The organism is Nonomuraea sp. LP-02 (assembly GCF_036289125.1).
Lineage (GTDB): Bacteria > Actinomycetota > Actinomycetes > Streptosporangiales > Streptosporangiaceae > Nonomuraea > Nonomuraea bangladeshensis.
In genome coordinates this window covers 1,390,444-1,403,010 of sequence record NZ_JAXCLK010000001.1, presented here as the reverse complement: position 1 = coordinate 1,403,010, position 12,567 = coordinate 1,390,444, and the positions used below count along the sequence as shown (strand labels likewise).

General features: G+C 71.4%; 11 protein-coding genes. 3 read left to right on the top strand and 8 right to left on the bottom strand.

Translation table 11 applies throughout. The features are described 5' to 3' along the window. The first annotated feature begins 15 nt into the window (after positions 1–15). Positions 16–879 (top strand): transporter substrate-binding domain-containing protein, encoded by an 864-nt coding sequence (locus SMD20_RS06455; RefSeq protein WP_329576179.1) that lies wholly within the window; start codon positions 16–18, stop codon positions 877–879. A 124-nt stretch (positions 880–1,003) separates the two neighbouring features. Here the strand turns inward: SMD20_RS06455 and SMD20_RS06450 are convergent, their stop codons facing one another. After that, a complete protein-coding gene (locus SMD20_RS06450) occupies positions 1,004–1,594 on the bottom strand; it encodes a TetR/AcrR family transcriptional regulator (RefSeq protein ID WP_329576176.1) in 591 nt (196 codons plus the stop codon). A gap of 93 nt (positions 1,595–1,687) precedes the next feature. On the opposite strand from SMD20_RS06450, the gene SMD20_RS06445 reads away from it, so the two are divergent. Beyond that, positions 1,688–2,917 carry a glycosyltransferase gene (locus tag SMD20_RS06445; protein ID WP_329576174.1) on the top strand — a complete coding sequence of 410 codons (1,230 nt, stop codon included), beginning with the start codon at positions 1,688–1,690 and terminating at the stop codon, positions 2,915–2,917. 106 nt (positions 2,918–3,023) lie between these two features. Here the strand turns inward: SMD20_RS06445 and SMD20_RS06440 are convergent, their stop codons facing one another. The 4 genes from SMD20_RS06440 to SMD20_RS06425 form a co-directional block, all read right to left on the bottom strand. Continuing rightward, positions 3,024–3,875: a DUF1963 domain-containing protein gene (locus SMD20_RS06440; RefSeq protein WP_329576171.1), complete on the bottom strand. Its 852-nt coding sequence runs from the start codon at positions 3,873–3,875 to the stop codon at positions 3,024–3,026. A 297-nt stretch (positions 3,876–4,172) separates the two neighbouring features. Continuing rightward, positions 4,173–5,378 (bottom strand): acyl-CoA dehydrogenase family protein, encoded by a 1,206-nt coding sequence (locus SMD20_RS06435; protein WP_329576168.1) that lies wholly within the window; start codon positions 5,376–5,378, stop codon positions 4,173–4,175. Between the two features lie 60 nt (positions 5,379–5,438). Continuing rightward, positions 5,439–6,386, bottom strand: coding sequence for a glucosyl-3-phosphoglycerate synthase (locus SMD20_RS06430; protein WP_329576165.1), 948 nt, complete (start codon positions 6,384–6,386; stop codon positions 5,439–5,441). A gap of 45 nt (positions 6,387–6,431) precedes the next feature. After that, complete coding sequence (locus SMD20_RS06425; RefSeq protein WP_442942446.1) at positions 6,432–7,904, bottom strand: helix-turn-helix domain-containing protein; 1,473 nt, start codon at positions 7,902–7,904, stop codon at positions 6,432–6,434. A gap of 248 nt (positions 7,905–8,152) precedes the next feature. On the opposite strand from SMD20_RS06425, the gene aceA reads away from it, so the two are divergent. Beyond that, complete coding sequence (gene aceA / locus SMD20_RS06420) at positions 8,153–9,436, top strand: isocitrate lyase (RefSeq protein WP_329576162.1); 1,284 nt, start codon at positions 8,153–8,155, stop codon at positions 9,434–9,436. 103 nt (positions 9,437–9,539) lie between these two features. On the opposite strand, the gene SMD20_RS06415 is transcribed toward aceA, so the two are convergent. The 3 genes from SMD20_RS06415 to SMD20_RS06405 all read right to left on the bottom strand — a co-directional run bounded on the left by SMD20_RS06415 (position 9,540) and on the right by SMD20_RS06405 (position 12,492). Next, positions 9,540–10,169 carry a restriction endonuclease gene (locus tag SMD20_RS06415; RefSeq protein WP_329576159.1) on the bottom strand — a complete coding sequence of 210 codons (630 nt, stop codon included), beginning with the start codon at positions 10,167–10,169 and terminating at the stop codon, positions 9,540–9,542. Between the two features lie 201 nt (positions 10,170–10,370). Beyond that, positions 10,371–11,717 carry a 6-phospho-beta-glucosidase gene (locus tag SMD20_RS06410; protein WP_329576157.1) on the bottom strand — a complete coding sequence of 449 codons (1,347 nt, stop codon included), beginning with the start codon at positions 11,715–11,717 and terminating at the stop codon, positions 10,371–10,373. 16 nt (positions 11,718–11,733) lie between these two features. Then, positions 11,734–12,492, bottom strand: coding sequence for a DeoR/GlpR family DNA-binding transcription regulator (locus SMD20_RS06405; protein ID WP_329576154.1), 759 nt, complete (start codon positions 12,490–12,492; stop codon positions 11,734–11,736). Positions 12,493–12,567 lie beyond the last annotated feature (75 nt).

Genomic DNA, 12,567 nt, shown 5'->3' with positions numbered 1-12,567 from the left:
GAGGATCAGTCTGTCATGCGCAAGACATACAGCCTGCTCGCTGCGGCCATGGCAATGTCGACCCTGCTCGCGTGCAGCTCCGGGCCAACGTGCCCGCCGTCCTCCGGAAAAGGCACCTCACTCCTCTCCGGGACGATCGCGGTAGGCGTCACGAACGACTCACCGGGATTCGCCGTCGGCGGCGCATCAGGGAAACTGAGCGGCTTCGACATCCAGGTCATGAAGGCGCTCGAAGATCCGGCGAGCCGCCGGGCGACGGCAGCCACCATCCTCACCGTGGCCAATCGCGCCGCCAGCCTCAAGGACGGGCACGCCGAACTCGTCATCGCGACATTTTCCATCACCAGCGATCGCAAGGCCGACGGCATCGACTTCGCCGGCCCCTACATGACCACCCCGCAAGCTCTGCTCGTCAGGGCGGATGACGACAGAATGAAGACCCGAGAGGATCTCGCCGGAAAAGTGGTGTGCGCTGTCGAGGACACCACCGGCAACAAAGTCGAAATTCAGGGCGCAAATTTGGACAACCCCGCCCCCACCACCAACGCATGCGTGGACAAACTGGAGAACAAGATCGCCGACGCCGTCTTCGACGACGAGATCATACTGCACGGCTTCATACAGGCCCGTCCCGGCAAATACAAGATCATCTTCCCCGGCGCGTTCGGCACCATACAGCAATACGGCATCGCCATGGAAAGAGGTCATGCAGCAGATTGCGAAGCGATCACCAAAATCATCATCGACTACGTCAGGAAGCAGTGGACGACTGATTTCAAGGCCCACCTGACGAGCGCCGTGGACGCATATCCGGAAGATTTCGAGACCAGGTTCAAGCCCGCACCGTCAGACATCAGCCGGGTCTCCTGCAAACCGTAGGCGCTCACGACATGCGTGCTCCGGTTCATGGCGGGCGGTGTGCTCAACGTTCGGCGCGTTGATCGGCCACCTCGTCGGCCCGGCGAGGCGGCGAACAGCGCGTGAATGGCGTCGGGCTAGGCCATCACCCCGCGCGGAGCCGCGCCAGGTGATAGTCGAGCAACGCCGCAACCTCTTCGGGCGTGTAGTGCCCGACCAGGGTGGCGTTCACGATGCCCTGCGCGAAGGCGTACAGAATGCGCGCCTCCTCGTCGGCATTCAGGTGGGCGGCCAGTTGCCCGGCGGTCTGGGCGGCCCTGAACTGCTCGGCGAGGAAGGACAGCAGGACCGGATACCCCATCCGCATCGCGACCGCCTGGTTCTCGGACACCACCGAGCTCGCCTGGAACGCCAGCCCGATGCGGTTCAGGTAGCTGCGCTCCTCGTCCAGAGGCAACAGCTCCAGCATGGTCGCCCGCAGGACGTCGAGCGGCGTGGACTGGCGCGCGGCGACGACCGCCACCCGTTCCCCGATCCAGATCCCGATGCGTTCCAGCGCCAGCAGCAGCATCTGTTCCTTCGTCGTGACGTAGTACTGCACCGCCCCCATGGACATGCCGGCCTCGGCGGCGACCTCCCTGAGGCTGACGCTGTCCATGCCCTTGCCGTGGATGACGCGGTGCACGGCCTCGGCGATGTGCCGCCGCCGGGCGTCGTGGTCGACGATCTTCGGCATATCCCGTCACTTTCTCATGCGACTGTATAGAAAAAGCCATCACGCTCGTTTACCATGCGAGTGCATGATAAACGAGGCTACAGGGGGAACCGGATGCGGGTTCTGATCATCGGAGTCGGCACGCGCGGAGACGTGGCGCCGTACACGGGGCTGGGGGTGCGGTTACGCGAGGCCGGGCACGAGGTGACGATCGCCGCGCACCAGCCGTACGCGGAGCTGGTGACCGATGCGGGCCTGGAGTACTTCCCGCTTCCCGGAGACCCGCTCCACGCGCTGACCGGCCGCTTCTCCATCAGCGCCTTCAAAGAGTACAGCGAGCAGCTCATGGACGGCTTGGCCGAGCTCGCCGGGCAGGAGGCCGACCTGCTCCTGTTCGGCGTGGCGGGCGCGCCGGGTCATCACGTCGCCGAGGCCATGGGCGTGCCGAGCATGGGGGTGCATCTGCAGCCGATCGACCCTACGGGGGACTTTCCGCCGGTCATGAGCCTGTTCCAGCGGTCGCTCGGGCGGTGGGGGAACCGCAGGGCGGCCCGGCTCGCGTTCGAGGTGCCCGCCGCCGGCCCGTTGCTCGCCGGGATGAGCACGAAGATGCGGGCCCGGCTCGGGCTGCCCCCGATGACTCCCCGCGCCCTCTACCGGCACCGGGAAAGCACGCGCTGGCCGGTCTTCCACGGGGTCAGCCCGCTGGTGCTGCCGCGCCCGGCCGACTGGCGGCCAGGGCTGGAGATCACCGGTTACTGGTGGCCGCCCCGGCCGCGAGGCTGGCAGCCGGATCCGGTGCTGCGCGACTTCCTGACATCGGGGCCCGCACCGGTCTTCGTCGGCTTCGGCAGCCTGGCCGGCACGCGGGCCGAACAGTACACAGAGCTGGTCGTGCACGCACTGCGGCGGGCCGGGCTGCGCGGCGTGTTGCAGACCGGCCTGCAGGGACACATCTCCGACGATCTGCTGGCGGTCGGCGACGTACCGCACGACTGGCTCTTCCCCCAACTGGCGGCCGTCGCCCACGCCTGCGGCGCCGGCACCACCGGAATCGGGGTACGGGCGGGGGTGCCCGCCGTGGCCGTGCCGGTCATGAACGACCAGCCGTTCTGGGCGTCCAGGCTGACGGCATTAGGCGTGGCCCCCACCGCGATCCCGTTTCGCCGCCTGACGCCCGCACGGCTGGCCGCCGCGCTCACCACCGCGATCACTGACCCGACCTACCGGCAGCGGGCCCAGGCCCTCTCGGTCCGGGTCTCGGCAGAGGACGGCGCGGCGCCCGTCGTGGAGGCGGTGAACCAGCTCCAGGCCACACACGGGCCCGGCCGCCGACCGGGATGAAGACCTCGACCAGGAAGTCCACCAGCGTGCCAGGACGCACGAGCGGCAGCTGCCCGGCGTCATGGCTCAGCGGGCAGCGGGGCGTCATCGTTCATGGCGGCTGAGGTCAGGGATTGGCGTACATCTGGACGAGGACCCGGTCGAAGCGCAGCTCCGCGAGGTCCTGCCGGGGCATCGTCCAGTACACCGTGGCCATCGGAAGGCCCTCCCACTGCGCGAGGAGCACCCAGTCCTCAGGCCCCTCCAGCACTGTCGCGGACCCGCGGACAGGATCTCCCCAGCCCTCGTGGTCCGCCGCGTTCCCCCCGATCTGCAGCGGCACGTGCCGGGCCGGCCGCAGCTCGGCCGCGGCCTCGTCCCACACGCGGGCCAGGTCCGATCGGAAATGCAGGTCGTGGTACCCGCTGTGGAGAGGGAGGGACACCGCGCGCGCCAGCCGCAGCTCACCGTGGCCGCGCAGGTCGGCGTCCAGGTCCTCGGGCGAGTCGTACTCGTACGGTTCGTAGTCGAGGTCCTGTCGGCGTTCCTCGACGGGGACCCCGGCCGGGAGGTAGACCGCGCTGCCGGCGAGCTCCACCTCCAGCCCCAGCTCGGGCACTGCGAACAACAACAGGTGACCGTCGGACGGCAGGGGCAGGTCGGTCGCCCCCTCCGGGATCGCGGCCAGGTCGATGGTCGCGATGAGCTGGTGGGCGACGGGGTCGTCCGTATCCGAGGTCCCGGGCGCGGGCATGCCGGGCGGCAACATCAACGGGCCGCCGAACCGGCCGACGACCGGGCCGTCCGCCTCCGGGTACAGCATCGCGCCACGGCGGGCGGTACGCAGCCACCGCTCGACGTTCTCCGGCGGCAGACCGCGCTCGGCCGCCGTCGCGCGAAAACGGTCGAGCAGGTCGCGCAGCTCCTCGGGCAGCGTGTCCCGCACCTCGCCCGCGCCCTGTCTCGTGTGCTCCGGCACGTCTTCTCCCTGCCGTCGTCGGGCCGCTCATGACCTCAGGGAAGCTACCGCAAACATGGCAGGCGACCGAGCGGCCGCCTGGGCCCGTCGTTCCAGGTGCCGCCGGCGGGCGTCATGAAGGGTTTGATCCCATGTTCCTCGGCCCCTGCGCGGATGCGGGCGATCGCGCGGGCGGCCGGAGGCTGAGACAGAACTGAGGCAGAACCGAGGTCCGCGCAGTGGCGAGAGACCAATACGGCGTAGCGTGCCAGAGGCGTGGCCCTGCGAGTACGCCACCTCATCTGACGTGCGATTTTCTCAGCGGACAGGGAGCCCGGTGACGGCGCGGCCGATGATCAAGCGCTGGATCTCCGACGTGCCCTCGAAGATGGTGAAGATCTTGGCGTCGCGGTGGAAGCGCTCCACCGGGTGCTCGCGGGTGTAGCCGGCCCCGCCCAGGATCTGGATCGCCTGTTCCGTCACCCACACCGCCGTCTCGCTGGCCACGAGTTTGGACATCGAGCCCTCCGCCTGCTCGAACCGCCGGCCGTTGCGGGCCATCCAGGCGGCGCGCCAGGTCATGAAGCGGGCGATGTCGACGCGGGTGGCCATGTCGGCGAGGAGGAAGGCGACGGCCTGGTTCTCGGCGATGCGGCGGCCGAACTGCTCGCGCTCGCGGGCGTAGTCGCGGGCGTGCTCGAAGGCGGCGCGGGCGACGCCGACGGCCATGGCGGCCACGGCCGGGCGGGTGGTCTCGAAGGTGCGCAGCGCGGCCTGCTCGCCGGCGCGCTCGCCGTTGCGGACGCGAGCCAGCCGGGCCTCCAGCTTCTCCGGGCCGCCGAGCAGGCAGGAGCCGGGTACGCGGACGTCGTCGAGGACGACCTCGGCGGTGTGCGAGGCGCGGATGCCGTGCTTGCGGAACTTCTGCCCCATGGACAGGCCGGGCGTGCCGGGCGGGATGATGAAGGACGCCTGGCCGCGGGTGCCGAGCTCGGGGTCGACCGCGGCGACGACGATGTGGACGTTCGCGATGCCGCCGTTCGTGGCCCAGGTCTTGACGCCGTTCAGTATCCAGTCGCCGCCGTCGCGGACGGCGCGGGTGCGGATGGCGCCGACGTCGGAGCCGGCGTCGGGCTCGGAGGCGCAGAAGGCGCCGAGCTTGACGTCGTTCTCGGTGCCGAACATCTGCGGCAGCCACTCCCCCATCTGCTCGGGGGTGCCGTTGGCGGACACGGCGGCGGCCAGGCCGGTGCCGACGATGGACAGGCCGATGCCGGCGTCACCCCAGAAGATCTCCTCGAACGCGACCGGCAGGCCGAGGCCGCTCTCCTCCAGCCACTGGGTGGCGAAGAAGTCGAGGGAGTACAGGCCGGCCTTGGCGGCCTCCTGGATGACCGGCCAGGGGGTCTCTTCGCGCTCGTCCCACTCGGCGCCCGCGGGGCGGATCACGTCGCGGGCGAACTCGTGCACCCAGTCGCGTACCTGCTTGACGTCGTCGCTGAGCTCCGGGCAGAACCCGCTCATGGGCCGCACACTCCCCTTCCGACCCCGCCGCCGGGGTTACCAGTGGTAACACCTTACCGGTCAGTAGGCCCCGGCAGGAAGGCGGCCGGAAAGGGTGAGCATCGGCGGGCGTTCGGCGATGGCGATGTCCCGGCTGGTCACGTCGTGGCCGGTGAGCCCGCGCCGGAACTGCGCCAGCAGGCAGGACGGCTCGTGCCGGGTCTGGATCTTGCCCTGGCGCCGCAGGCGGGACCAGGCGGCCAGCATGATCTGGCAGGACATCGCCCCCAGGGCCTCGGTCGACTGCGGCGCGTGCTCGCGCGAGCCCAGGTCCACCTGGGCGAAGGCGTCCAGCCCCGCCAGGTCGAGCAGGTCGATGAGCAGGCCGAGCTCGACGCCGTAACCGGTCAGGAAGGGCACCCGTTCCAGTGCGGAGCGGCGGCCGGCGTACTCGCCCGCCAGCGGCTGGACGAACCCGGCCAGCTCGGGCCAGTGCAGGTTGATGAGGGGGCGCGCGACCAGCTCGGTGACCCGGCCGCCGCCGTTCGGCGCGCCGTCGAGCGGGCGGTCGTAGCAGCCCTTGACGTAGGCGAGGGTCGGATCGGCGAGCAGCGGGCCGAGCACGCCGCCGACGAGCGAGGCCCGGAAGTGCCTGATGTCGGCGTCGGCGAAGACCACGACGTCGCCCCGGGTGACCGCGAGCGACTTCCACAGCGCCTCACCCTTGCCGTCGAGCGGCCGCAGGTGGGGCAGGATCTCGTCCTGGGCGTGCACGCGGGCGCCCGCCCGCGCGGCGACGCGGGCGGTGTCGTCACGGGAGCGGGAGTCGATGACGACGACCTCGTCCAGCAGGCCGTCCAGTTCGCGGCGCAGGATCTCGACGATCTCGCCGACGGTCGCGCGCTCGTCGCGGGCCGGGAGCACCACGCTGACGGTCGTCGTCCCCTTGGCGGCCAGCAGGTCCCGGACGGGCCAGTCGCGGGCCGACGACGTACGGCGCCGCAGCCATCCGCGCACTTCGGGCAGCATCCTCCGACCACCTCCTCCCCACCCCCCGATACCCGTTATGTCGGGTTATGTACCATTTGCGTGGCGTTCCAGGAAGGTGTAGACGTCCGCCTCGTCCACACCGGGGAACGACCCCGGCGGCAGCGCGGCGAGGACGTGGGAGTTGGCGCGGGCCGACGGCCAGGCGTAACCCTCCCAGCGCTCGGCCAGCTCGGCGGGCGGGCGCCGGCAGCACTCGCCGTTCGGGCAGTCGGACTTGGTGCGGTGGGTGGTCTCGCGCCCCCGGAACCACCGCGACTCCTTGTACGGCACCCCGAGCGTGATCGCGAAGTCCCGCTCGCGCGAGGGGTCCACGTGGGCGACGCAGAAGTACGTGCCGGTCGGCGAGTCGGAGTACTGGTAGTAGACCGAGAAGCGGTCCGGCGACAGGAACACCTGCCGCCCCGACCACTGCAGGCACATCCGCTGCCCCTCGATCGCGCCCTGCTCGTCGGCGGGGAAGACGATGCCGTCGTTCTCGTACGCCTTGTAGATGGTGCCGCCCGCGTCGTTGCGCACGAAGTGGCAGACGAGGCCCAGGTGATGCGTGGCGAGGTTGGTGAAGCGGTGGGCGGCCATCTCGTACGACACCGCGAAGACGTCCCGCAGGTCCTCGACCGACAGCGCCCGGTCGGACTTGGCCTCCTGGAGGTAGAGCGCGGCGGCCCGCTCGGGCACCAGCACGGCGGCGGCGAAGTAGTTGGCCTCGGTGCGCTGGCGCAGGAAGTCGGCGAAGTCGCGGGGCTTGTCGTGGCCGAGGGCGAGGTGGCCGAGCGTCTGGAGCAGGATCGTACGCGGGGTGTGCATGCCGAGCTGCTCGTGCTTGACGTAGATGCGGCGGTTGCGCATGTCGGTGATGGAACGCACCGACCGCGGCAGGTCCTGGGCGGTGTGCACCGTGTAGCCGAAGTGCGTGACCAGGCTCTGGATCGTGCTCTGCGAGAGCGCGCCGCTGCGGTAGCCGACCGCGTCCAGGGCCTCGGCGGCGGCCTGCTCGATCTCGGGGAAGTAGTTGCCGACCTCGCGCTGACGGCGGCGCAGCTCGGCGTTGGCCACCCGGGCCTCCTCCGGGGTGGCGGTGCCGCGGGCCTGGCGGGCGCGCAGCTCGCCGTACAGGCCGAGCACGTGCTCCAGGACGTCGTTGGGCACGCGGGCGGAGACCTTCAGCCGAGGCAGGCCGAGCCCCGCGTAGAGGGGGTCGCGCTGGGCCTCCTCCAGGGCGATCTCCAGCTGGGCGCGGCGGTTGGGCGGCTGGCGGCGCAGCAGCTCCTCGACGGGCACGCCGAGCGCTGCGGCCAGCGATTTGAGCAGGGAGAGCTTCGGCTCACGTTTGCCGTTCTCCAGGAGGGAGAGCTGACTGGGTGCCCGGTTGACCCGAGCGCCGAGGTCCGACAGCGTCAGGCCGCGCTGTTTGCGCAGGTGGCGCAGGCGCTGGCCAAACGCGATGAGATCGAGCTCCTGCGTCAAAGACAGCGGTTCTTCGCCCAGCAACGAGGCCATGTACGCATCTTAGACAGAAAATCTGCTCATCTTCTAGCCCATCGGGGACCCCGAGCGGGACCGCCTGCGGACGCCCCGGATTGGTCTAGGCCAACGGTAAAACTCGCGAATTCTTCCCTACTGAATACCCGCCAGTAATGGACAAGGAGGAAAATTTCACGATTCTTCTGCTCGACTGCGCCTGTTGACCGGTGTCCTCCCGGGCACACACTCGGCACAGGCACCCAGGGGACGAAAAAGGAGTGACCATGATCGATCGCCTCAAGGGAGCTGCTCAGCAGCTGCAGGACGAATGGGACAACAACCCTCGCTGGGAGGGCATCGAGCGCACCTACAGCGCCGAGGACGTCATCCGGCTGCGCGGCAGCGTCCAGGAGGAGCACACGCTGGCCCGGCTCGGCGCCGAGCGGCTGTGGCAGCTCCTGCACACCGAGGACTACGTCCACTCGCTCGGCGCCCTGACCGGCAACCAGGCCGTGCAGCAGGTGAAGGCGGGCCTCAAGGCGATCTACCTGTCCGGCTGGCAGGTCGCCGCGGACGCGAACCTCGGCGGGCAGACGTACCCGGACCAGAGCCTGTACCCGGCCAACTCCGTGCCGGCCGTCGTGCGCCGCATCAACAACGCGCTGCTGCGCGCCGACCAGATCACCTGGTCGGAGGGCGTCGAGGCCCCGTACTGGCTCGCGCCCATCGTCGCCGACGCCGAGGCCGGCTTCGGCGGCGTGCTCAACGCGTTCGAGCTGATGAAGGGCATGATCGCGGCCGGCGCCGCGGGCGTGCACTGGGAGGACCAGCTCGCCTCCGAGAAGAAGTGCGGCCACCTGGGCGGCAAGGTGCTGATCCCGACCGGGCAGCACATCAAGACGCTCAACGCCGCCCGCCTCGCCGCCGACGTCTGCGACGTCCCCTCACTGGTCATCGCGCGGACCGACGCCCAGGCCGCGACGCTCCTGACCAGCGACGTGGACCCGCGCGACCAGGAGTTCACCACCGGTGAGCGCACCGCCGAGGGCTTCTACCGGGTCCGCAACGGCATCCAGGCGTGCATCGCGCGCGGCCTGGCGTACGCGCCGTACTCGGACCTGCTCTGGATGGAGACCGGCACGCCCGACCTGGACGTGGCCCGCGAGTTCGCCGAGGCGATCAAGGCCGAGTATCCCGACCAGATGCTCGCCTACAACTGCTCGCCGTCGTTCAACTGGAAGAAGCACCTGGACGACTCGACCATCGCCAAGTTCCAGCGCGAGCTGGGCCACATGGGGTACAAGTTCCAGTTCATCACCCTGGCCGGCTTCCACTCGCTGAACTACTCGATGTTCGACCTCGCCCAGGGCTACGCCACCGACGGCATGACGGCCTACGTCGAGCTCCAGGAGCGCGAGTTCGCCGCCGAGCGGCGCGGCTACACCGCCACCCGGCACCAGCGCGAGGTCGGCACCGGCTACTTCGACCTGGTCAGCACCGCCGTGGCGCCCGACTCCTCGACCACCGCGCTCAAGGGCTCGACCGAGGAGGAGCAGTTCGGCCACTAGGGCACCCCTGATCTCGCCGGCCACCTCCAGGGCATGGGACGGTTCCCCGGCGAACGCGGGCCGCGCCGGTCCCCCCAGCACCGGCGCGGCCCGCACCTGCTCCTCAGGCCCGCCGCCCCGGCCGGGCGGGGAGCAGCGGCGCCGCGCCGACCAGCCAGTCGGCCAGCCGGTCGCGCTCGACCAGGACCAGCGGCTCCCGCGCGCCCAGCGCCTCCTGCCGGGCCTGCCGGGTGAGGCGGCCGGAGGTGACGAGCACGCCGGTGTGCCCGGCGTAGGTGTTGGCGAGCGCGCCCAGGAAGTTGCGCACCTCCGGCGCGCCCACCGACCCGACGTAGCGCTTGCACTGGACGGCGTAACGGCCGTGACCGGGAGCGACGGCCGTGATGTCCACCCCGAAGTCGCCGCTGCCGCCGCACTCGCGGACCTGGCGGAACCCCTCGGCGATCATCCGCTCGGCCACCAGGTGCTCGAACTCCCGGCCCGACATCAGATCGACCTTCTCCAGCTCGGCGTTGGCGGCGAGGAACCGCCGCCGCCCCGCCTCGATCGCGCGGCGCCGCAGGACCAGCCCGCCGGCGAAGAGCATCACGAGCAGGCCCGCGATGGCCGCCGCCCAGCCCGGATGCTCGGCCGCGAACCAGGCCACGCCGCCGCCGGTGGCCACGATCGCGACGGCCGCGACGTCCCACCGCCGCCAGGACGTCGCACCGCCCCTGCGCCGCGCGGCCGTCACGGCGCCCCACCGCCGCCGGGACGTCGCAGCGCCCCGACGCCGCGAGGACGTGGCGGCACCCTTACGCCGCCGGGACGTCGCGGCGGTCCGCCGCCTCGGCGTCCCGCCGCCGGTGCGCCTTCCAGAGCCCCTCGCCATGGCCCCTCCCTCCGGGCGATGCCGAAGGTCAGTATGCGTGCCGGGACCGACAGAATCCGGGGCTCAGACCGCGCCCGGTATGACCTGCGCCAGCTCCGGGACGCGGGCGCGGTAGCCGTCGAGCAGGGCGCGGGCCGTGGAGACCGAGTCGACCAGCGGATGCAGGGCGAACGCCGCAACGGCCAGCTCGGCCGACCCGCTCAGCGCGGCCTCGATGGTGGTCTGCTCGACCGCCTTCACCTGCTGCAGCAGCCCCAGGAACCGGCCCGGCAGCGGGCGGGTGGCCAGCGGGCGCACTCCCGCGCCGCCCACCGCGCACGGGACCTCCACGACCGCCTCGGCGGGCAGGCCGGGGACGGCCGACCCGTTGCGCACGTTGAGGATCATCGTGGCCGGCTCGCCGCGCGACAGGGCTGCCATCAGCGCGAGCGCGATGCCCTCGTAGCCGCCCGCCTCCAGGTCGGCCGCGTCGCGCTCGCCCGCCTCGGCCGTGTCGCGGACGTCGGCCATGTACGACTCGTCGCGCTCCCTGCGCGCCCGCCGCCACTCGGCCAGCGCCTGCCCGGGTTCGGCCTGGACGGCGGCGTAGAAGGCGTCCTGCCGGCCGAGCAGGCTCTCGCCCCGGGTGCGGCCCCGGCCGGCGGCGATCGCCTCGCGGGTGAAGTAGTAGTAATAGAGGTATTCGTTCGGCAGGGCGCCGAGCGTGCGCACCCAGCCGGGCCCGAACAGCCGGGCCTCCTCGACCTGGCGCAGCGCCGTCTCGTCGGCGAGCAGGCCGGGCAGCACGTCCTCGCCGTCGTGGCCGAGCCCGCGCAGCCAGCCCAGGTGGTTGAGCCCCACGTAGTCGGGCTCGACGCGGGCCGGGTCGAGCCCGAGCGCGGCGGCGGCGCGGCGGATCAGGCCGATCGGCGAGTCGCAGATGCCGATCACCCGGTCGCCGAGGACGCCCCGCATCGCCTCGGTGATCATGCCGGCCGGGTTGGTGAAGTTGATGACCCAGGCGCGCGGCGCCAGCTCGGCGATCCGCTCGGCCATCCGCACGGCGACCGGCACGGTGCGCAGGCCGTACGCGATGCCGCCGGGACCGGTGGTCTCCTGGCCGAGCAGCCCCAGCTCCAGCGCGACCCGCTCGTCCGCCGAGCGCCCGGCCAGGCCGCCGACCCGCATGGCGGAGAAGACGAAGTCGGCCCCCCGCACCGCCTCGTCCAGCGAGGTGGTGACGCGCACCGCGGGCGGGTCGTCGTGACCTGCGGCGAGCTGACGCAGCACATGGGCGACGACCGCCAGCCGGTCGGCGGAGACGTCGTGGAGCACGACCTCCTCCACCCGCGGCTTGGCCTGGTCGCGCAGCAGCGCGCCGTACACGAGCGGCACGCGGAAGCCGCCGCCCCCGATCACGGCCAGTCTCATACGAACTCCCTCACCCTCACGCGAGCAGCACCTCGGCGCCCGCGGCCGTCAGGTTGCGCAGCGTGGCCGGATCGGCCCCGGCGTTCGTGACGACCACGTCGACGTCCTCGGGCCCGCACACGCGCAGGGCGCCCGTCCCGGGGAACTTGTGCCGGTCGACCAGCAGCAGCACCTGCCCCGCCGCGGCGATCATGGCCCGCTTGAGCGGCACCTCGGCGAGCGTGGTGTCGACGAGCTGCCCGTCGGGGCGCACGCCGCTGGCGCCCAGGAACACCCGGTCGGCCACCACCTGCTTCAGCGCGGCCTCGGTGAGCACCCCGACCAGCGAGTGGTAGGAACGCCGGACCATGCCGCCGAGCAGCAGCAGCTCGACCTCGGGATCGCAGCGGAGCGCGTCGAGCACGGCGAGGCTGGAGGTGACGACCGTGACGCGCCGCCCGCGCAGCCGCCGGGCCAGGCACGCGGTGGTGGTGCCGATGTCGAGCAGCACCACGTCGCCGTCGCGGACCAGCTCGGCCGCGCGCGCCGCCACGGCCTCCTTGTCCTGCCCGTCGACCTCGGCCACCTCGGCGAAGGGACGGTCGGCGTCGGCGTCCACGCCGGCCAGGGCTCCGCCGCGGACGCGCCGCAGCGTGCCGTCGCGGTCGAGCACCTCGAGGTCCCTGCGGATGGTGGACGGGCTCACGCCGAGCTGGCTGGCGAGATCGCGGACGCTGGTGGCGCCTGAGAGCCGGACGCGGCGCATGATCTCGGCATGCCGGAGGCGCTGAAGCACGGCGTCACCTTATCAGTCATTTCCGCCCAACAGTAAGCACCAAGTAAGCAATTCGTACGCATTTGGTACCACCAA